Annotated in this window: 21 protein-coding genes; 15 read left to right on the top strand and 6 right to left on the bottom strand. The window is 63.7% G+C overall.

Annotated elements, in window-relative coordinates; translation table 11 throughout:
• Positions 1–22: 22 nt before the first annotated feature.
• From M9924_04660 to dnaA, 5 genes are all read left to right on the top strand, one after another.
• The gene (locus M9924_04660; protein MCO5063689.1) at positions 23–1255 is read left to right on the top strand and encodes a phosphopentomutase; all 1233 of its coding nucleotides are present in this window, start codon (positions 23–25) and stop codon (positions 1253–1255) included.
• Entirely contained in the window at positions 1248–2135 is an 888-nt protein-coding gene (gene mutM, locus M9924_04665; protein ID MCO5063690.1) for a bifunctional DNA-formamidopyrimidine glycosylase/DNA-(apurinic or apyrimidinic site) lyase, read from the top strand. Before M9924_04660 ends, mutM begins: the two co-directional genes overlap by 8 nt.
• A gap of 37 nt (positions 2136–2172) precedes the next feature.
• Positions 2173–2946 (top strand): enoyl-CoA hydratase, encoded by a 774-nt coding sequence (locus M9924_04670; protein MCO5063691.1) that lies wholly within the window; start codon positions 2173–2175, stop codon positions 2944–2946.
• A gap of 141 nt (positions 2947–3087) precedes the next feature.
• Positions 3088–3354 (top strand): 30S ribosomal protein S20, encoded by a 267-nt coding sequence (gene rpsT / locus M9924_04675; GenBank protein MCO5063692.1) that lies wholly within the window; start codon positions 3088–3090, stop codon positions 3352–3354.
• A gap of 763 nt (positions 3355–4117) precedes the next feature.
• Complete coding sequence (dnaA, locus tag M9924_04680) at positions 4118–5677, top strand: chromosomal replication initiator protein DnaA (protein MCO5063693.1); 1560 nt, start codon at positions 4118–4120, stop codon at positions 5675–5677.
• A 12-nt stretch (positions 5678–5689) separates the two neighbouring features.
• Here the strand turns inward: dnaA and M9924_04685 are convergent, their stop codons facing one another.
• Both M9924_04685 and M9924_04690 read right to left on the bottom strand, forming a co-directional pair.
• On the bottom strand, positions 5690–7114 hold the full coding sequence (locus M9924_04685; protein ID MCO5063694.1) for a bifunctional serine/threonine-protein kinase/universal stress protein: 1425 nt from the start codon (positions 7112–7114) through the stop codon (positions 5690–5692).
• A 2-nt stretch (positions 7115–7116) separates the two neighbouring features.
• The gene (locus tag M9924_04690) at positions 7117–7860 is read right to left on the bottom strand and encodes a metallophosphoesterase family protein (GenBank protein ID MCO5063695.1); all 744 of its coding nucleotides are present in this window, start codon (positions 7858–7860) and stop codon (positions 7117–7119) included.
• 259 nt (positions 7861–8119) lie between these two features.
• Between M9924_04690 and dnaN the strand changes: the two genes are divergently transcribed.
• From dnaN to M9924_04715, 5 genes are all read left to right on the top strand, one after another.
• Positions 8120–9238, top strand: coding sequence for a DNA polymerase III subunit beta (gene dnaN / locus M9924_04695; GenBank protein MCO5063696.1), 1119 nt, complete (start codon positions 8120–8122; stop codon positions 9236–9238).
• A 6-nt stretch (positions 9239–9244) separates the two neighbouring features.
• On the top strand, positions 9245–10381 hold the full coding sequence (gene recF / locus M9924_04700) for a DNA replication/repair protein RecF (protein ID MCO5063697.1): 1137 nt from the start codon (positions 9245–9247) through the stop codon (positions 10379–10381).
• A 72-nt stretch (positions 10382–10453) separates the two neighbouring features.
• Positions 10454–11209, top strand: coding sequence for a molybdopterin-synthase adenylyltransferase MoeB (locus M9924_04705; protein MCO5063698.1), 756 nt, complete (start codon positions 10454–10456; stop codon positions 11207–11209).
• The gene (locus M9924_04710) at positions 11206–12459 is read left to right on the top strand and encodes an aconitase X catalytic domain-containing protein (GenBank protein ID MCO5063699.1); all 1254 of its coding nucleotides are present in this window, start codon (positions 11206–11208) and stop codon (positions 12457–12459) included. The genes M9924_04705 and M9924_04710 overlap by 4 nt, the downstream gene beginning before the upstream one ends.
• The gene (locus M9924_04715; protein ID MCO5063700.1) at positions 12456–12863 is read left to right on the top strand and encodes a DUF126 domain-containing protein; all 408 of its coding nucleotides are present in this window, start codon (positions 12456–12458) and stop codon (positions 12861–12863) included. Before M9924_04710 ends, M9924_04715 begins: the two co-directional genes overlap by 4 nt.
• Here M9924_04715 and M9924_04720 read toward each other — a convergent pair.
• Positions 12860–13861: a D-glycerate dehydrogenase gene (locus tag M9924_04720; protein ID MCO5063701.1), complete on the bottom strand. Its 1002-nt coding sequence runs from the start codon at positions 13859–13861 to the stop codon at positions 12860–12862. The two genes, M9924_04715 and M9924_04720, sit on opposite strands and share 4 nt — an antisense overlap.
• A 125-nt stretch (positions 13862–13986) precedes the next feature.
• Here M9924_04720 and M9924_04725 point away from each other — a divergent pair, with 125 nt between their 5' ends.
• Positions 13987–14547 carry an SH3 domain-containing protein gene (locus M9924_04725; protein MCO5063702.1) on the top strand — a complete coding sequence of 187 codons (561 nt, stop codon included), beginning with the start codon at positions 13987–13989 and terminating at the stop codon, positions 14545–14547.
• Between the two features lie 7 nt (positions 14548–14554).
• On the opposite strand, the gene M9924_04730 is transcribed toward M9924_04725, so the two are convergent.
• The 3 genes from M9924_04730 to M9924_04740 all read right to left on the bottom strand — a co-directional run bounded on the left by M9924_04730 (position 14555) and on the right by M9924_04740 (position 15597).
• Positions 14555–14878: a type II toxin-antitoxin system PemK/MazF family toxin gene (locus M9924_04730; GenBank protein ID MCO5063703.1), complete on the bottom strand. Its 324-nt coding sequence runs from the start codon at positions 14876–14878 to the stop codon at positions 14555–14557.
• Positions 14875–15090 (bottom strand): antitoxin MazE family protein, encoded by a 216-nt coding sequence (locus tag M9924_04735; GenBank protein ID MCO5063704.1) that lies wholly within the window; start codon positions 15088–15090, stop codon positions 14875–14877. The genes M9924_04730 and M9924_04735 overlap by 4 nt, the downstream gene beginning before the upstream one ends.
• Before the next feature lie 69 nt (positions 15091–15159).
• Entirely contained in the window at positions 15160–15597 is a 438-nt protein-coding gene (locus M9924_04740; protein ID MCO5063705.1) for a transcriptional repressor, read from the bottom strand.
• A 210-nt stretch (positions 15598–15807) separates the two neighbouring features.
• On the opposite strand from M9924_04740, the gene fabA reads away from it, so the two are divergent.
• From fabA to M9924_04760, 4 genes are all read left to right on the top strand, one after another.
• Positions 15808–16326 carry a 3-hydroxyacyl-[acyl-carrier-protein] dehydratase FabA gene (gene fabA, locus M9924_04745; protein ID MCO5063706.1) on the top strand — a complete coding sequence of 173 codons (519 nt, stop codon included), beginning with the start codon at positions 15808–15810 and terminating at the stop codon, positions 16324–16326.
• A gap of 33 nt (positions 16327–16359) precedes the next feature.
• A complete protein-coding gene (gene fabB, locus M9924_04750; GenBank protein MCO5063707.1) occupies positions 16360–17577 on the top strand; it encodes a beta-ketoacyl-ACP synthase I in 1218 nt (405 codons plus the stop codon).
• A gap of 11 nt (positions 17578–17588) precedes the next feature.
• Positions 17589–18395: an enoyl-ACP reductase FabI gene (gene fabI / locus M9924_04755; GenBank protein MCO5063708.1), complete on the top strand. Its 807-nt coding sequence runs from the start codon at positions 17589–17591 to the stop codon at positions 18393–18395.
• 300 nt (positions 18396–18695) lie between these two features.
• Positions 18696–20498 carry an NAD(P)/FAD-dependent oxidoreductase gene (locus M9924_04760; protein ID MCO5063709.1) on the top strand — a complete coding sequence of 601 codons (1803 nt, stop codon included), beginning with the start codon at positions 18696–18698 and terminating at the stop codon, positions 20496–20498.
• Positions 20499–20593 lie beyond the last annotated feature (95 nt).

Below are 20593 nucleotides of genomic sequence, written 5' to 3' on the forward strand. Positions count from 1 at the left end.
CTGTTGATCGAACAGGTGGACCTTGGCGCGCGCTTTCCTTTTCGTGCTGGATTCCTTCGGCATCGGCGGTGCGCCGGATGCCGCCGCCTATGGCGACGAAGGCTCCGACACCTATGGGCACATTGCCCAGGCATGTGAGGCGGGACGCGGCGACCGCGCCGGCCTGCGCAAGGGACCGCTCGACCTGCCCAATTTGCGCGCGCTTGGTCTCGACCATGCTGCCCGGCTTGCCGGCAACGGCAGCGCGGCCGCAGGCACGCCGCTTGCCGAAGGATCGTTTCACGCAGCCGCCGAGGAAATCTCGAAAGGCAAGGACACGCCGTCCGGCCATTGGGAAATCGCAGGCGTGCCGGTTCCCTTCGAATGGGGCTATTTTCCGCTGACACAGCCGACTTTCCCGGCGGAGCTGACGGCCAGCATCATCGAGCAGGCCGGGTTGCCGGGCATTCTGGGCGACCGCCATGCCTCCGGCACCGAAATCATCGACGAATTGGGCGAGGAGCACATAAGGACCGGCAAGCCGATCTGCTACACATCGGCGGATTCCGTGTTCCAGATCGCCGCGCACGAAACCCATTTTGGGCTGGAGCGCCTTTATGATCTGTGCGCAATCGTGCGGAAGCTGGTCGACCCTCTCAATATAGGGCGGGTGATCGCCCGACCCTTCGTCGGCGAGCGCAGGGGCGAATTCACGCGCACCGCAAACCGGAGGGACTACGCCGTGCCGCCCGCCGAGCCGACACTGCTCGATAGGCTGACCGCGCGCGGCGGCAAGGTCATCGGCATCGGCAAGATCGGCGACATCTTCGCTCATCAGGGCGTGTCCGAGGTTCGCAAAGGCCCAACCAACGACGCGCTGTTCGACAAGGCGCTGGGAGCGATGGACGATGCGCGGGACGGCGATCTGGTCTTTGCCAATTTTGTCGATTTTGACACACTCTACGGGCATCGCCGCGACATTGCGGGCTATGCGGCGGCGCTGGAAGCATTCGACCGGCGGCTGCCGGAGGCAATCGCGAAGCTGAAGCCGGGTGACCTGCTGGTGCTGACCGCCGACCACGGCTGCGATCCGGGCTGGAAGGGAAGCGACCACACGCGCGAGCGCGTTCCCGTCATCGGCATCGGGCGCGGGTTTGCAGGCGGCCCGGCGGGTCTGCGCACGTCGTTTGCGGATATCGGAGAAACCGTTGCGGAGCATCTGGGCCTCGCGCCCGGAAAACACGGAACATCCTTCCTCGGCGCGATCCGTGCCTGAACTGCCGGAAGTCGAAACGGTAAGGCGTGGCCTTGCGCCTGCAATGGAAGGCGGGCGCATCATGGCCGTGACGGCGCGGCGCGCCGACCTGCGCTTTCCCCTGCCCGCTGCATTTGCCGAAACCCTGTCGGGCAAGACCGTCGTTTCGGTCGGGCGGCGCGCGAAATATCTGCTGATCGAAGCGCAGGATGCGCCGCTTTTGATCGCGCATCTCGGCATGTCGGGGTCCTTTCGCATCGAACGCGACGGCGGACCGACGACGCCGGGCGTGTTTCACCAGGCGCGGTCAAGGGACGAAAAGCACGACCATGTCGTGTTCGAGATCGGCCATGCGGACGGTCGGCGCTTTCGCATCGTCTATAATGACCCGCGCCGCTTCGGCTTCATGCTGTTTGCGGAAAGCCGCGAGACGCATCCGATGCTGGCAGGACTGGGCGTCGAGCCGACCGGCAACGCCTTCGACGGAGCGACGCTTGCCGATCTGCTGCGCGGACGCTCCGCCCCGCTCAAGGCGGCACTTCTCGACCAGAGGCTGATCGCCGGGCTCGGCAACATCTATGTGTCGGAAGCGCTGTGGCGGGCGGGCCTTTCGCCGCGCCGCATGGCAGGCAGCATCGTCGCGAAAAGGCACGGCGCGGGCGCAAGGCCGGAGCGGCTTGCCGACGCAATCCGCGCCGTCATCGCGGAAGCCATCGAGGCCGGCGGGTCATCCTTGCGCGACCACATGCAGACCGACGGTTCGCTCGGCTATTTCCAGCACCGCTTCTCGGTCTATGACCGCGAGGGAGAACCCTGCCGCAAGCCCGGCTGCGACGGCACGGTGCAGCGGATCGTGCAGTCCGGGCGGTCGACTTTTTATTGCCCGGTGTGCCAACGTTGAGTACAGCACGGGCGAACATTCGCGAGGAGGACTGACCTTGACCTATGAAACCATTCTCGTTGAAACGCGCGGCAAGGTGGGCCTGATAACCCTCAACCGGCCCAAGGCGCTGAACGCGCTGAACAGCCAGGTGATGGCGGATGTCGTCGCGGCCGCGCAGGCGTTCGACGCCGACCCCGGAATCGGCTGCATGGTGCTCACAGGGTCGGAAAAGGCATTCGCCGCCGGGGCGGACATCAAGGAGATGCAGGCGAAATCCTATGTGGACGCCTATCTCGCCGATTTCTTCGTCGAGTGGGAAGGCCTGACCCGCGTGCGCAAACCCGTCATTGCGGCGGTGGCCGGCTATGCGCTGGGCGGCGGCTGCGAACTCGCCATGATGTGCGATTTCATCATCGCAGCCGAAAATGCGAAGTTCGGACAGCCTGAAATCACGCTCGGCGTGATGCCCGGCATGGGCGGCTCGCAGCGCCTGACGCGCTTCGTGGGCAAGTCCAAGGCCATGGACATGTGCCTTACGGGGCGCATGATGGATGCCGCCGAGGCGGAGCGCTCGGGGCTGGTGTCGCGCGTCGTGCCGCTCGAGCAATTGCTGGACGAAACGATGAAGGCGGCGGACCGGATCGCGTCGCTGTCGCTGCCCGCCGTCATTATGAACAAGGAATCGGTGAACCGCGCCTACGAAACGACGCTGGCGGAGGGCCTGCGCTTCGAACGCCGCGTGTTCCATTCCATGTTCGCGTTCGAGGACCAGAAGGAAGGCATGGCCGCCTTTGTCGAAAAACGTCAACCCGATTTCCGCAACAGGTGAAATCGGCTTCAACGACCGTTGACGGCGCGCGCAAGCTGCACTATAAGCCGCGCCAACTGAGGCGGCCTTTGGCTGCCCCTTTGTTTTTGGCCCGGACAGAATTCCGGTAGCCAGCCACCGAAAAACGTCTAGAGAGGCATCATGGCCAATACCTCTTCGGCCAAGAAGGCGACGCGCAAGATTGCTCGCCGGACCGAAATAAACAAGAACCGCCGTTCGCGCGTACGTACCTTCGTGCGCAAGGTGGAAGAGGCGCTTGCCGCCGGCGACAAGTCGGGCGCGGAAGCCGCGTTCCTCGCCGCACAGCCCGAATTGATGCGCGCCGCGACCAGGGGCGTGATGCACAAGAACACGGCATCCCGCAAGGTTTCCCGCCTCGCAAAGCGCGTGCGTGCCGTCGAAGCCTGACCCTTTGAAAAATTAAGCTTTTGGAAAAGCGCCTTATGGGCGCTTTTTTTATTTGCCGGCAAATGATCTTGAGGATCGGGCGGGCATAGTTTCCTATTGCATCAGACCCCCCTCATATTGCACCTGCTCATGTTCGTGCACGCTGTGCGGGAACGGCGCGGAATTTATTGCGAAAGATCAATTGGCTAAACGGTTTTAAGCAGAATCCACCCAGAGTTGAGTTCGCGCCTTGACGGCTTTTATCCATATATCCCAGTCACTTACGGCACATAATCGAGAAGCCGCGCGACCGTGGGCCGGCCCAAGCCGGCTAGGTTCGTGTCAAGCGAAAAAAAAGTAGATTTCGCCCGGTGTTTCGGCACCTGCTGAAAAGGATTGAATCACAATACCTTGTCGCTCGCAAAGCCGCGATGGAAGGCGTTTGGGGCCGCTCCGGGTTAAAAAATCGTTAGTTACGCCCTTGCCCTTCGCTCTGCGATTTCTGTAATGTTCGTTCATCAAACAACGGGCCACGCCCGACAAACCTAGCCAAAGCGGCGGCGATATCCGGCCAGGAAGCGATTCCGGGAACGGGTGTGGTTTGTCTTAGCGCGGCGGGGAACGAGGTTCGTAGTATAGTTCTGTGTGTCTTTCGCGCTGGCTCCATTTCTTGAGCCGGAGGGGTATTCTTCGCGGAAGCACTTTCAAACCGAATGCACATTTTCCCGCTGCGCTCCGCGCGGCGGCTGGATTTGTGTTGCCAGGAAGGAAGAAGGAAGGGCGGATGTCAATTGGAGTGGGCGCGGTGCCATCTCATTGGGCGCAGGATACGGGGGCGCAGGATACGGATCATGAAGGAGGCGCAGCCAAAGCCGATGCAGCGGCGCAAACCTTCGACCGGGTGAGGGCGCAACTGAAGGCCCGGCTCGGGACCGAGGTCTATTCGAGCTGGTTCCAGCGCATGAAGTTGGCCGAGGCGTCGAAGAGCCTCGTGCGCATCTCTGTTCCGACGGCGTTTCTCCGCTCCTGGATCAACAGTCACTATCTCGACCTCATCGTCGAGTTGTGGCGCGAGGAGGAGCCGGACCTTCTGAAACTCGAAATCGTCGTGCGGTCGGCAGCCCGCGCATCGCATGTGCCCGCAGGCGCAGCAGCCGCCACGGCGCAGCCCGCGCGCGCTTCGACCGCCTCCGCTACCACGCACACGCCGGCCACGACATCGACGCGCAGCGAACGCAGCTATGCGCAGAAACCTGCGTCCGCGCCCGCTTCCGCCGATCCCGGCCGGTCGGCGGTGCTGGGTTCCCCGCTCGACAGCCGCTATACGTTCGGCTCCTTCATCGAAGGCCCGTCGAACCGCGTCGCCTTTGCGGCGGCGCGCGCCGTGGCCGAATCCCACGCCAGCGCCGTGCGCTTCAATCCGCTTTTTCTCCACGCCTCGGTGGGGCTCGGCAAGACGCATCTTCTGCAGGCAATCGCGGCGGAATCCGTGAAGCAGAATCCGAAGGCGCGCGTCGTCTACCTGACCGCCGAATATTTCATGTGGCGCTTCGCAACCGCGATCCGCGACAATTATGCGCTGGTTCTCAAGGAACAGTTCCGCGACATCGACCTGCTCATCATCGACGACATGCAGTTCCTGCAGGGTAAGTCGATCCAGCACGAATTCTGCCATCTCTTGAACATGCTGCTCGACAGCGCCAAGCAGGTCGTGGTTGCGGCCGACCGCCCGCCGTCGGACCTGGAATCGCTGGAGCCGCGCGTACGCTCGCGCCTCGTCGGCGGGGTTGCGCTGGAGATTTCCGCGCCGGACTATTCGATGCGCCTCGACATGCTGAAGCAGAGGCTGGACGGCGTGCAGGCGGAAGACGCCTCCGTCGAAATCTCCGCGGAAGTGCTGGAGCATGTCGCACGCACCATCACCGGCAGCGGCCGCGACCTCGAAGGCGCGTTCAACCAGCTTCTGCTGCGCCACACGCTGGAACCGCAGATCACCGTCGACCGCATCGACGATATTCTTGGCCGCATCTACCGGTCTGGCGAGCCGAAGCGCGTGCGCATCGAGGACATCCAGCGCATCGTCGCGCGGCATTACAACGTTTCCAAGACGGAACTCCTGTCGAACCGACGCACGCGCACCATCGTCAAGCCGCGCCAGGTCGCGATGTTCCTATCGAAATCCATGACGCCGCGCTCCCTGCCGGAAATCGGCAGGCGCTTTGGCGGGCGCGATCATACGACCGTGCTGCACGCCGTGCGCAAGATCGAGGATTTGTCCGCAAGCGACCAGACGCTCGCGCAGGAACTTGAATTGCTGCGCCGGCTGATCGTCGATCAAGCCTAGGTCAGGTACGGCTTACGCTTCCTGCTCCTCCTCGGCGCGGGCCGCTGTCTCGATGGCTTTGACCCGGATGACCGACACGGAGCATTTTGCTTCCGCGACCACCTTGGTCGAAACGGAGCCGAGATGGCGGCGCATGGCCGATGACGCCCGCGCCCCCATCACGATGTGGCCGGCCTGGTTGCGCTCGGCAAAGTCGAGGATGGCATCGGCGGGACTGACGGCTTCCAGAACGTGGAAGCTCGCGCGCCCGTCCGCCAGATGCAGCGGATGCGCCCAGTCCTTGAGCGCGACGAGCAGGTTGACATAGCGCGAGCGGCCCTCTGCATCGACTTCGGATTGGTCGCCGATGATCTCCGTTTTCAGCACGGTGACACAGGTCAGCCGTGAATCGCGACGCGCGGCAAGCACAATGCCGGTCTCGGCGCGGATCTGCTCGGCCAGCGCATCGACGCCCTCGGAAAGGTCGACGGCAGCCAGCACCACCGGCGGCCCTGCTCCCGTGTCCGCCGAACGCTTGACCCTGATTTCCGCCTGCTTTTCGCCGCCCCCGAACAGACCGGCGAAAAACCCTTTGATTCCAGTGGCCTGCTGCTTGCGCTCGACCACCCGCACCTGGTCGGGATTGCGCAAATCGTGCACGAGCTGCGCGGCGTCCGTGTAGCGCCGCGCGCGGTCCACCTCCATGCATTTCTCGATGATCTGCTCCAGCCAGCGCGGGATGGCGGGGTTGAGCGTCCGCAGTTCCGTGGGCCGCTGGAACAGGCGGCGGCGCATGCCCGCCGTCGTCTGCGGCCAGCCGAACGGCTCCTGCCCGCTGGCGAGCTGGTAGAGAATGCAACCCAGCGCAAATATGTCGCTTGCCGGATCGTTGCGGACGCCCAGCACCTGTTCCGGCGAGATATAGGCGGCGGTCCCCATCGGCACGTCGCTTTCCGCGCCCAGAAGGTCGGGTAGCTCGGCATGCGCGGCCAGTCCGAAATCGAGCAGCACCGCGCCACGTTTCGCAAGGATGATGTTTTCCGGTTTGAGATCGAGATGGGCGACCTTCTGCTCGTGCAGGGCGGCGAGCGCCACGCCGGTCTCGATGCCGATGCGCCTGACCTCCTCGAAGGGAAGCGGCGCCTTACCGATGAGCGATGCGACGCTTTCCCCCTCGACGAACTCCATCGCGACATAGGGCACGTCGCGCAGGTCGCCGAAACCGTGGAAGCGCGGCACATGCTTGCCCGACAGGCGGCGCGCGATCATGTCCTCGACCTCGTAGCCGACGATGATCGACGCATCCTGACCCGGATCGAGGAAGGGGATTTTCAGGACCACCATTCCATCGATGCCGGGTTTGCGCGCCTTCCAGACCGACGCCATGCCCCCGGAGGGCAGGCGCTCCACAAGCTCGAAGCCATCGATCGCCATTCCGGGTTCAAAATTGCGGCTCACTTCTATCGCCCTATCTTCAAGCGCATGCCGAGCCAGCCCGGCAGGCCGGCATCGCTGATCTTGCGTGCCGTTTCGTCCCAATCATACGGCACGCGCAGCATTGTGACAGTTGCCGCGCCGGTGTCCAGCAAGCCCAGGCATGCGGCCGGGTTGCCGTCTCGTGGCTGGCCCACCGCGCCGCAGACGATGACGCTGCGGCGGGACGGAAAAAGCGGTGCCGGCTTGTTGGCGACGGGCACGAAACTGGTGATCGCGCCATTTGGCAGGCGGTAAAAGACGACGGGCACATGCGTATGGCCGCAAACGGCGATCCGCGCATCGACAGCCTCGAAGCTCCGTCGCGCATCCGCGATGTCCTTCACATAGGACCAGCTTTCGGGTCGCCATGCCCCGGCATGAGTATAGAGAATGTCGTCCTGCCGCTGCACCATCGGCATTTCATCCAGAAAGGCGCGCTGCGCGGCGGAAAGGCGGCCCACCGTCCAGCGAAGCGCGTCGCGCGCGTTCTCACTCATGCCGGAGAAATTGCCGGTCACCGCCGCCTCGTCGTGGTTGCCCTTGACGCAGAGCGCCCCTGCGGCGACGAGTTCCCTTGCGCGATCAACGATATATGCCGGATCGGGACCGTAGCCGACAAGGTCGCCGAGCAGCACGACACGCTCCACCCCTGCCCGTTCGGCGGCGGCGAAAGTCGCGTCGAACGCCTCGCGATTGGCATGAATGTCGGAGAATATGCCGATCAGCATTGTGGGAACGAAGCGTGCACAGGCCTCCCTCCCAGCATGCCGACAGACCCCGCCCATAGCATGGCACGCATCCGGGGACGATTGGGCGAAGGTATAGTGAGGCGCGAGTTTTCAACAGGAAGCGCCCTATCCCCTGCGTGGACGCGCCGGAACCCCGCCTTACACTTGCCTTTCAGGTGCTTTTCCTGTCATTTGGGCCAGTTTCCCTGCGGAATCGGGGCCAAATTCCCTTCCGCTGCTGTCCGCCAAGTGAGCTGCAATGCGTGTCATCATCGAACGGTCCAACCTTTTGAAATCCCTCAACCATGTTCATCGCGTGGTGGAGCGGCGCAATACAATTCCGATACTCTCGAACGCGCTTTTGACGGCGGAAGGCGCGAGCCTCGAAATGAAGGCGACCGACCTCGACCTTGAAATGAACGAGGCGACGCCCGCGCGTGTCGAGCAAGCCGGCTCGACCACCGTTCCCGCCCATCTGCTCTACGATATCGTTCGCAAGCTACCGGACGGTGCGGAGGTGATGCTCAAGGTCGATGAGGGCGGCAGTTCCATGGCCGTCATTTCGGGCCGGACCTCGTTCCGCCTGCAATGCCTGCCCGCGTCGGATTTCCCCGCCCTTTCCAGCGGCTCCTACCCCCATATCTTCAGGCTGGAATCGACCGCGCTGAAGGGATTGATCGACAAGACGCAATTCGCGATCTCGACCGAGGAAACGCGCTACTATCTCAACGGCATTTATTTCCACACGCATGAAAGCAACGGCAAGCTGACGCTGCGCGCCGTCGCCACAGACGGGCACCGCCTTGCGCGCGCCGAGATGGATGCTCCGGCAGGTTCGGAAGGCATGCCCGGCATCATCATTCCGCGAAAGACGGTCAGCGAATTGCAGAAGCTGCTCGACAATCCCGACATCGCGGTGACGACCGAGGTTTCCGAGAGCAAGATCAGGTTCACCATCGGCCCGGTCATCCTGACCTCCAAGCTCATCGACGGAACCTTCCCGGACTACCAGCGCGTTATTCCGGCGAACAATGACAAAAAGCTTGTGCTCGACCGGCAGGCCTTCGCGGCGGCGGTGGACCGTGTGTCGACGATTTCCTCCGAACGCGGACGCGCCGTGAAGCTGTCCATCGGTGACGGGCAGGTGACGCTTGCCGTCAACAACCCCGATTCGGGAAGCGCGACGGAAGAAGTTGCCGCCGATTATGGATCGGACCCCATCGAGATCGGCTTCAACGCCAAATATCTGCTCGATGTGGCCGCGCAGCTTACCGGCAGCGAAGCGCGCTTCATGCTGGCCGACGCGGGTTCGCCGACGCTGATACAGGATGCCGCCGACGAGCATACGCTCTATGTGCTGATGCCGATGCGGGTCTGATGCCGGATGCCTTTTATAAGTAAGCTAACGCTTACTGATTATCGCAATTATGGCCATTTGAGCCTCGGCCTTGCGCCGGGCGCTGTGGTGCTGACCGGCGAAAATGGCGCCGGAAAGACAAATCTGCTCGAAGCGATCTCCTTCCTTGCGCCGGGACGCGGCTTTCGCCGCGCCACGCTTGCCGAGGTCGCGCGGGAAGGCGGCAGCGGCGCGTTCGCCATCCATGCCCTGCTGGACGGGCCCGATGGGGCCGCCGAGATCGGTACGGGGACGGCGGCGCAGGACATTTTGACCGGAGAAGCGACGCGGAAGGTCCGCATCAACGGGGCGAATGCCCGCAGCGCGGACGCGCTTCTGGAATGGCTGCGGGTCATGTGGCTGACGCCCGGAATGGACGGCCTGTTCACCGGCCCGGCGGCGGAGCGCCGCAGGTTTCTCGACCGCCTCGTGCTGACGGTGAACACGACACACGGCCAGATGACCTCCGCCTATGAAAAGGCGATGCGTGACCGTAATCGCATGCTTACGGACAACGTGCGCGATGTCGGCTGGTTCGAGGCCGTCGAGGCCCAGATGGCGGAAGCGGGTGTGGCGGTCGCCGCCGCAAGGGTGGAATTGCTTCGACTGATCGTCGGCATGGTCGCGCGCCTTCCCGACAGCGGGCCTTTTCCGCAGGCTGACCTTGTGCTGGAAGGCTCGGTGGAGGGCCTCGTCCCGGAGATGCCCGCTGTGGAGGCCGAGGAGCGGTTTCGCGCCATGCTGGCCGAGGGGCGCGAGCGCGACCGCGCCGCCGGGCGCGCCATCGAAGGCCCGCACCGCACGGATTTGCGCGTTCGTCACCGCCCGAAGGATATGCCGGCGGAACTTTGCTCTACCGGTGAGCAGAAGGCGCTGCTCGTCGGCATCGTGCTGTCGCATGCAAGGCTTTGCGGCGAAATGTCGGGGCTGACGCCGATCCTGCTCTTGGACGAAATCGCCGCGCATCTCGATGCCGGTCGGCGCGCCGCGCTGTTTGCCATTCTAGACGATCTCGGCTGTCAATGCTTCATGACCGGGACCGAGGCCGCGTTGTTTTCAAGCCTGAAAGGCCGCGCCCGGTTTCTCAGCGTCGAACACGGGAACGTCGCGCCCACAGCGGATTGATGCCGGAGTGGAGCGGACAACGCCCTTTGCATCCCGACTGACAATGACAGAAATGGCGGCTATGGTCCGGCCATGACAGGATCCGCTCCACTTTCCGACAGCGAACTTGAGCGTTATGCGCGCCATATCGTGCTGGCCGAGATCGGCGGCGCGGGCCAACAGCAGTTGAAGCGCGCGCGTGTGCTGGTGGTGGGTGCAGGCGGCCTCGGTGCGCCGGTGCTGCAATATCTGGCCGCGGCAGGCGTCGGCACGCTTGGAATCGTCGAGGACGACACGGTCTCGCTTTCGAACTTGCAGAGGCAGGTGATCCACGACACCGCCGCTGTCGGGCTGGACAAGGGCGAAAGTGCAAAGTCCGCGATCATGCGGATCAATCCGGACGTAAGCGTTGAATTACATAATATGCGGCTTTCCACCGGGAATGCGCGGGGCCTGGTATCCTTGTATGATTTGGTGGTGGACGGCTCGGACAATTTCGAGACGCGCTATGCCCTTGCCGATGCCTGCGAGGCAGAGAAAAAGCCGCTGGTGCATGCCGCGGTGGGACGGTTCGATGGATCGATCACCGTGCTGATGCCGTATGAAACAGGCGATGACGGCGCGCTCAATCCAAGGTATCGCGATCTTTTTCCCGAAGCGCCGCCGCCGGGCCTTGTGCCCTCATGCGCCGAGGCCGGAGTGGTTGGCGCGCTGACCGGCGTGATGGGCACGTTGCAGGCCATGGAAGTGATCAAGCTCGTGACCGGCATCGGCGAGCCGCTGGTGGGACGTTTGCTGCTCTACGACGCGCTGGCGGCGCGTTTCGACACGGTGCGTTACCACCGATGAGCCTTTCGCTGTCGCCGCAAGAGCATGCCGTCGCGGCAGGCGCGAAGGGGGATGGCGCGGCCATGGCGATGCGCATCGTGGCGGATGCCGCGCGGCTGCTCGGCGCGCCGCGCCTCATTCCGATTGCGTCGGCGCATATTGACGGGGCGCTCTATCACGGCGATTCCGGGACATTGTTTGCGGAAAGACTGGTGGAGGGTGGCGCGAAAGCCGCGGTGCGCGCAACGCTGAATGTCGGCTCGCTGGACCTGACCGGCTGTGCGCGCGTGCGGCTGGCGGGCCACGAACGCGAGATGGCGCGGCGCATGATGAGTGCCTATCTCGACCTCGGCTGCGAGCCGAGCTGGACCTGCGCGCCCTATCAGGGTGGGCACCGCCCGGCGGCGGGCAGCGACGTGGCGTGGGGCGAATCCAACGCCGTGGTGTTCTGCAATTCGGTGCTCGGAGCGCGCACGAACCGCTATGGCGATTTTCTCGACATTGCCTGCGCAATCAGCGGCAAGGCGCCGGATTGCGGGCTGCACAGGTCGGAAAACCGGGCGGCGCGGTTCGTTTTCGACGTGTCGGCGCTGAACCCTGCCTTTCTGGCCTCCGAAATCGCATGGCCTGTACTCGGCAGCCTGTACGGGCGGCTGGCAGGGAGCGAAATCGGCGTGGTAACGGGCATCCGCCACCATCCGGGCGAGGATGCGCTGAAGGCTTTCGGCGCGGCGGCGGCGTCCTCGGGCGCGGTCGGCCTGTTCCATATCGCGGGCGTGACGCCAGAAGCGCCGGACCTTGCCACGGTGCTGGCCGACGATCAGCGTATCGGGCGCATCGCCGTGACCGCCGACATGGTGCGCGACGCGCAGACCCGGCTTTCGACCGCCGGACGCCCGGACCGGATCGATGCCGTCGCCATCGGCAGCCCGCATCTTTCGGCGGAGGAGTTTTCGAGGCTGGAAACCCTGCTGGCAGGGCGGAGCGTCGCCGTTCCTTTCTACGCATGTACGGGGCGGCATGTGCTGGCCGGCCTCGACAGCAGCGGGACAAGGAAGGCGCTGGAGGCGCAGGGCATCACCATCGTCGCGGACACATGCGTGGTCGTGACGCCGATCATGGCGGACCTGCCGGGCGGCGTGCTGATGACCAATTCCGGGAAATTCGCGCAATATGCGCCCGGCAACACCGGCTACGCGGTGCTTTACGGCTCGCTGGCCGACTGCGTGGAAAGCGCGGTGACGGGCCGGCCGGACTTTGCGCGGAAATGAGGCAGGCGGCGCGCATACTGGTGGAAGGCGGCGGGGCGCTGGGGCCTGCGCTCGTGTTCACGCAGCCGATCAGCTTCTGGGGCGGCGTCGATCCGAAAAGCGGAACGGTCGCCGATGTGCGGCATCCCCAATGCGGCGCGGCGATTGCCGGAACCGTGCTTTTCCTGCCCGGCACGATCGGCTCCTCATCGGCGTCCGCCGTGTTGATGGAACTGGTCCGCAACGGCCATGCGCCTGCGGCCATGGTGCTGCACGAGCCGGATGCGATCCTGCTGCTCGGCCTCATCGTGGCGCGCGAAATGCAATGGACCACGCCGCCTGCGGTCCAATTGGACCGCGAGTTGCATGGCATATTTGCAGGGCGTGAGGTGCACCTTTCGCCGGATGGCGTAATTTCGAGTTAGACCCGGTTGGGCAGCACGCGGTCCGGCGGGCGATGGCCGTCCGCATAGGCGCGGATGTTGATGATGACCTTTTCGCCCATGTCGACGCGGCCTTCGATGGTGGCCGAGCCCATATGCGGCAGGAGCACGATCTTGCCCTTCGCGGCGAGGTCGAGCAGCGCGGGCTTGATGGCGGGCTCATGCTCGAACACGTCGAGCGCGGCGCCTGCCAGCTTGTCCTCCTGCAACAGCTTCACAAGCGCATCCTCGTCGATGATGTCGCCGCGCGCGGTGTTCACGATATAGGCCGTGGGCTGCATGAGTTGCAGGCGGCGCGCCGACAGAAGATGAAAGGTCGCAGGCGTGGACGGGCAGTTCACAGAGATGATGTCCATGCGCACCAGCATCTGGTCGAGGCTTTCCCAATAGGTCGCCTCCAGCTCGTCCTCGATGCGCGGCGCGACTCGGTGCCGGTTGTGGTAGTGGATCGACAGGCCGAACGCCTTGGCGCGGCGCGCCACCGCCGTGCCGATGCGGCCCATGCCGACAATGCCGAGGCGCTTGCCCCAGATGCGGCGGCCAAGCATCCATGTCGGCGACCAGCCGGGCCATTTGCCGTCCTTGATGAGCATCTGTGCGCCAACGGTTACGCGACGCGGCACGGCCAGCATCAGCGCCATGGTCATGTCCGCCGTGTCCTCAGTCAGCACATTCGGCGTGTTGGTGACGGCGATGCCCTTCTTCGCCGCCGCCGCAACATCGATGTGCTCGACGCCGTTGCCGTAATTGGCGATCAGCTTGAGGCTCGGACCCGCACGCTCGATCAGCGCAGCGTCGATTTTGTCCGTGATGGTCGGCACGAGGACTTCGGCGGTCTGCATCGCCTCTGCCAGCTCGTCTGTGCCCATCGGGTGGTCGTCGAGATTGAGGCGGGCGTCGAAAAGCTCGCGCATGCGCGTCTCGACCGGATCCGGGAGCTTGCGCGTGATCACCACGAGTGGCTTTTTTCTGCCCGCCATTATTCCCTCGAATCGGACCCCGTTGAGACCTAATTAACCAAGACCGGCGAAACTGAAAACCGGATTGGCCTGATGCGTTCTAGCAAGGCCGGCGCGGGAAGCAAAGCAGCCGAGGAGAGAAGAAGGTGACGGGGTCGATCTGGCGAGGTCTGTTGGCGGCTGCCTTCGTCTGGGCAATGTCCGCACCCGTCGCGCAGGCCGAGGAAGGCGGCGCGGACCCTGAAGCCACGGGCAGCATCCAGCGCGGCCCGAGCGGCCTGCCCCTGCCGCGCTTCGTCAGCCTGAAGTCGGGCCGCGTCAACGTGCGCACCGGCCCCGGCCTCAACTATGCGGTGGAATGGCTGTACCTGAAGGCCGGGCTGCCCATGGAAATCCTCCAGGAATATGACAACTGGCGGCGTGTCCGCGATTCGGAGGGCGCGGAAGGCTGGGTCAACCAGTCGCTGCTTTCTGGCAAGCGCACGGCAATCGTCGCGCCGTGGCAGAAGGGCAAGGAGATCAACGTCAACCTGCTCAGCGAGCCGGACGAGAAATCCAGCGTCGTCGCGATTCTTGAGCCGGGCGTGGTCGGTAAGATCAAGACCTGCAACGGCCTGTGGTGCGAGGCGACCTTCGACGGCAATTCGGGCTGGGTCAGGCAGACGCTGATCTGGGGTGCCTATCCCGACGAACAGGTCGGCGAGTAGGCAAGACTCAAGCGATTCCGAGAAAAACGACCAGGCTGCGGCTGACGGCAAGCATGGTCGCCTCGTCGAGCCGCCCGAAGCGTTCCCCGACCTTGTCCCTCCTGACCGACATCAGCTTGTCCACCATGACCTGCGACGGCTTGCGCAGGCCATTTTCGGCACCGGGTTCAACTGTCAGGCGAAGGAGCGGCGCGTCCACCAGCGTCCCGGAAAGCAACAGGAGCGTAACCGTGCCCGTCTGGTCGAATGCATCCGCCTGAATGATGAGAGCCGGGCGCGGCTTTCCGAAGTCACCGGGCAAGGCGATGGTAACGAGGTCGCCCCGCCTCATTCCTCATCCAGATCGGAAAGGGCTGCGTCCAGGAAGGAATTCAGATCGGTATCTGCCGCGTCGGCTGCGGCGACGATGCCCGACTGCCTCCGGCATTCCTCGGCAAAGCCGGGACGGCGCGTGTCCGGGACCCAGATCTGGACGGGTCGCAGCCCGGAGGCGCGCAGCGCGTTCCGTCTCTTCTGAACCCTGTCGCTTACAGGCGTCGGCATGGCCTTCCTTCCTATGTTACATGTAACATAGTGAGCAGAAGCTGAATTGGCAAGGGAAGGAGCGTTGAACTAGACGCTCTTCGGCCTGACGCGCACGACCACGTCAACATTGACGATTTCCATGCCCTCGGGCGGGGCGGGAATATTGGAAATCGCAATCGGCGCGTCTTCGTTCTCGATGTCGAACACCCGGTTTTCCCCCTCCACGAAAAAGTGATGATGGTCGGAGGTGTTGGTGTCGAAATAGGTTCGGGAGCCTTCGACCGACAGAATGCGCAGCATGCCGGCCTCGGTGAACTGGTGCAGCGTGTTGTACACCGTGGCGAGCGACACCGGTACGCCCGCCTCGACCGCCTCTTCGTGCAGCTCTTCCGCCGACAGGTGACGGTCGCCCTTGGCAAACAGCAGGTCCGCCAATGCGATGCGCTGGCGGGTCGGGCGCAATCCGGCTGCCCGAACGCGCCGGTCGGCAGTTGCATGCGATTTGTGATCGTGGCCGTGCGTCATATCGCCCTTATGGTCGCTTGCAGCATAATGTCAGGCGCACCGGTTACCGCACTTCCCGGACCGCCTTGTTCTTCACACATATATTCCGTGCGCCAAAACCGATCAATAGCGGCACATTGACCGCAGGCTGGCGGCAGTTTAACCGTGCGTCGTGCCAGTGATAAACCACGACCGACTGATATAATGAAGCTGGCCCAACGGGGATGATCTATGGCGGACCGGAAGTCCAGTTACGAATACGCGGATCTGTTGTCTTGCGCCAAGGGTGAATTGTTCGGCCCGGGCAATGCACAATTGCCCTATCCGCCGATGCTGATGTTCGACCGGATCACGGAGATCAGCGAGACCGGCGGCGCATTCGACAAGGGCTTCATCCGCGCGGATTTCGCCATCCATCGCGACCTCTGGTTCTTCCCGTGCCATTTCATCGACAATCCGGTGATGCCGGGCTGCCTCGGCCTCGACGCGCTGTGGCAGTTGACCGGCTTTTTTCTCGGCTGGCTGGGCGAACCCGGCAAGGGCATGGCGCTTTCGACCGGCGAGGTGAAGTTCAAGGGCATGGTGACGCCCAAGGTGAAGCTCGTGGAATATGGCGTCGATTTCAAGCGTGTCATGCGCGGACGGCTGGTGCTCGGCATTGCCGACGGCTGGCTGAAAGCCGATGGAGACACCATCTATACGGCGACCGACCTGCGCGTCGGGCTCGCCAAGCAGGAAGCCGCCGCCTGAGCGGCTTTTGAGGGCAGGAACGGAGTACATATCATGAGACGTGTCGTCGTCACGGGCCTTGGCATCGTGTCTTCCATCGGCAACGACGCCGCCGAAGTGCAGGCATCGCTGCGCGACGCCAGATCGGGCATTTCCTTCAGCCAGGAGTTCGCGGACCACGGCTTCAAATGCCAGGTCTGGGGCGCGCCCACGCTCGACCCCACGCCTCTGGTGGATCGCCGCGCCATGCGCTTCCTGCACAAGGGCGGCGCGTGGAACCACGTCGCCATGCAGCAGGCGATTGCGCAGGCGGGACTTGAAGAATCCGAAATCTCGAACGAGCGCACCGGCATCATCATGGGCTCCGGCGGTCCCTCGACGCGTGTCATCGTGGAAGCAGCCGAAACCACGCTGAAAAACAACAGCCCCAAGCGCATCGGGCCGTTCGCGGTGCCGAAGGCGATGTCCTCCACCGCATCGGCGACGCTCGCGACCTGGTTCAAGATCCATGGCGTGAACTATTCCATCTCCTCGGCCTGCTCCACCTCGGCGCATTGCGTCGGCAATGCCTATGAACTGATCCAGTGGGGCAAGCAGGACCGCATCTTCGCGGGCGGTCACGAGGACCTCGACTGGACCATGTCCGACCTGTTCGACGCGATGGGCGCGATGTCCTCCGACTTCAACGACCGGCCATCCGTCGCCTCACGCGCCTATGACGTGAACCGCGACGGCTTCGTGATCGCGGGCGGCGCGGGCGTGCTGGTGCTGGAAGCGCTCGACGTCGCCAAGGCGCGCGGCGCGAACATACTGGCGGAAATCGTCGGCTACGGCGCGACCTCGGACGGCTACGACATGGTGGCTCCGTCCGGCGAAGGCGCGGTGCGCTGCATGAAGCAGGCGCTTTCCACGGTCGCCAACCCGGTCGACTATATCAACACGCACGGCACTTCGACGCCTGTCGGCGATTCGCGGGAAATGGCCGCCATCCGCGAAGTGTTCGGCGAGAAAATGCCGCATATCAGCTCCACCAAATCGCTGACCGGCCATTCGCTCGGCGGCGCGGGTGTGCAGGAAGCCATCTATTCGCTGCTGATGATGCAGGGCAATTTCATCGGCGAAAGCGCGCATATCGAGGAACTGGACCCCGAATTCGAGGGCATGCCCATCGTGCGCAAGCGCATCGACAACGCAAAGATCGATGTCGCGCTGTCCAATTCCTTCGGCTTCGGCGGCACCAACGCCACGCTCGTTCTCCAGCGTTACGCATAGGTCGGTATCACATGGACGGTCTGATGAAAGGCAAGCGCGGCCTCGTCATGGGGATCGCGAACGACCATTCGATCGCCTGGGGCATTGCCCAGACGCTCGCCGCGCATGGGGCGGAAATGGCCTTCACCTATCAGGGCGAGGCATTCGGGCGCCGCGTCGCACCGCTCGCCGAGAAGGTCGGCACAAAACTGCTGCTGCCCTGTGACGTAGAGGATGGAGCCTCGGTCGCCTCGGTATTCGAGGCGCTGAAGGCCGAATGGGGAAGCATGGATTTCCTCGTCCACGCCATCGGCTTTTCGGACAAGAACGAACTCAAGGGGCTGTATGCCGACACCAGCCGCGACAATTTCGTGCGGACCATGGTGATTTCGTGCTTTTCCTTCACGGAAGTGGCGCGCCATGCGGCCGAACTCATGACGAACGGCGGCTCGCTGCTGACGCTGACCTATGCGGGTTCGGTGCGCGTCATGCCCAACTACAATGTCATGGGCGTGGCCAAGGCGGCGCTCGAAGCCAGCGTGCGCTACCTCGCCAATGACTACGGGCCACGCGGAATCCGTGTGAACGCGCTGTCGCCGGGGCCTGTCCGGACGCTGGCGGGAGCAGGCATCGCCGACGCGCGCTACATGTTCTCCTTCCAGCAGCGCAACTCGCCCCTGCGCCGCCCTGTGACGCTGGATGAGATCGGCGGATCGGCGCTCTACATGCTTTCGGACCTCGGCGGCGGCGTGACCGGCGAAGTGCTGAATGTCGACAGCGGCTATCACATCGTCTCCATGCCGACGCTGGACGAGTTGAAGCGCACCGACAAGGAATAGGCGGTCGCCGCGCGACAGAGTGGGGGCGGCACTTGATCCTGCCATGCTTGAACCGCCCCTCATCCCGCTGCCGCGACCTTCTCCCCGCTCGCGGGGAGAAGGAGGCTGTCATCGACGTTTGCGACTATCGCCCTTCTCCCCGTTTTTCACGGGGAGAAGGTGCCGGCAGGCGGATGAGGGGCAGCGTAAACCTCGCCGCGCTGAGTGAGGAGCGGCAAAGCGCCATTGCCGGATAGTACAGTTGCCGCCTTCGCGCGCCCGCGCCACGATCCTCGTGCGGGAGGTCGTGGAGGAGACGGCATGCTAGAGAAAACGCCCAGCACAAAGATGGCGGCGTTCCTGGAGAAATTCGGGAAGGCGCTCGCCGACAATGACATCGAGGCAGCGGTGAGCTGCTTCCAGACGGATTGCTACTGGCGCGACCTGATCGCGTTCACATGGAACATCAAGACGCTGGAGGGCCAGGATCAGATCCGCGACATGCTGAAGGCCCAGCTCGGCTCGGCAAAGTCGAGCGACTGGCGCATCGCGGAAGGTGAAGAAGCGACCGAAGCCAACGGGATCACCGAAAGCTGGATCCAGTTCGACACCGCGGTCGGGCGCGGCTACGGGCTGGTGCGCCTGAGGGACGGCCGCATCTGGACATTGCTCACGGCGCTGACGGAACTGAAAGGCCATGAGGAAAAGGCCGGCTTCACCCGTCCGCTCGGGGCCAAGCATGGCCACGGCAAGGGTCGCAAGACATGGCGCGAGGAACGCGACGAGGAGATCGCGCAGCTTGGCCACAGCAAGCAGCCCTATGTGCTGATCATCGGAGGCGGACAGGGCGGCATCGCGCTTGCCGCGCGGCTGAAGCAGCTCGGCGTGCCGACCATCGTCATCGAGAAGAACGAGCGGGCTGGCGATAGCTGGCGCAAGCGCTACAAGTCGCTCTGCCTGCATGATCCGGTCTGGTACGATCACCTGCCCTACATCGATTTTCCGAAGAACTGGCCGGTCTTCGCGCCCAAGGACAAGATCGGCGACTGGCTGGAAATGTATGCGAAGGTGATGGAACTCAACTACTGGGCGTCCACCACCGCGAAGAAGGCGACCTACGACCCGAAGACGAAGGAATGGACAGTGACCGTCGAGCGCGACGGCAAGGAGATCACGCTCAAGCCGAAGCAGCTTGTGCTCGCCACCGGCATGTCGGGCAAGGCCAACTGGCCGAAATTCAAGGGACAGGACATTTTCAGGGGCGAACAGCAGCATTCCTCCACCCATCCCGGCCCCGACAAATACAAGGGCAAGAAGGTTGTCGTGATCGGCTCGAACAACTCCGCGCATGATATCTGCGCGGCGCTGTGGGAAGCAGGCGCGGACGTGACCATGGTGCAGCGCTCCTCGACGCATATCGTCAGGTCGGACACGCTGATGGATATCGGGCTGGGTGCGCTCTATTCGGAAAAGGCAGTGCAGAGCGGCGTCACCACGCAAAAAGCCGACATGATCTTCGCCTCGATCCCCTACCGGATCCTGCATGAGTTCCAGATACCGCTCTACGAGCAGATGAAGGAGCGCGACAAGGACTTCTACGACAAGCTCGAAAAGGCCGGCTTCATGTTGGACTGGGGCGATGACGGCTCCGGCCTGTTCATGAAGTATCTGAGGCGCGGCTCGGGCTACTACATCGATGTCGGCGCCTGCGATCTCGTGATCGACGGTTCGATCAAGCTGAAAAGCGGCTCGGACGTGCAGGAGCTGACGGAAGACGCCGTGATCCTGAAGGACGGCACGCGGCTTCCCGCCGACCTGGTGATCTACGCCACCGGCTACGGCTCCATGAATGGCTGGGCGGCAGACCTGATCTCGCAGGAGGTCGCCGACAAGGTGGGCAAGTGCTGGGGCCTCGGCTCCGACACCACCAAGGACCCCGGCCCCTGGGAGGGCGAGCAGCGCAACATGTGGAAGCCGACGCAGCAGGAGGGATTGTGGTTCCACGGCGGCAATCTGCATCAGTCGCGGCACTATTCGCTCTATCTGGCGCTGCAACTCAAGGCCCGCATGGAGGGTATCGCCACTCCGGTCTACGGATTGCAGAAAGTGCACCACAAATCATAGTTGCGCGGCGAACCCGCGCAAGGAACGAATGTTGCGCGAAGCGGGCCGGTTTGCGGCCCGCTCTTGCTATTTTCGCGACCCGGTCGGCGACGGAT

It is taken from the genome of Rhizobiaceae bacterium (assembly GCA_023953835.1).
Taxonomy (GTDB): domain Bacteria; phylum Pseudomonadota; class Alphaproteobacteria; order Rhizobiales; family Rhizobiaceae; genus Mesorhizobium_G.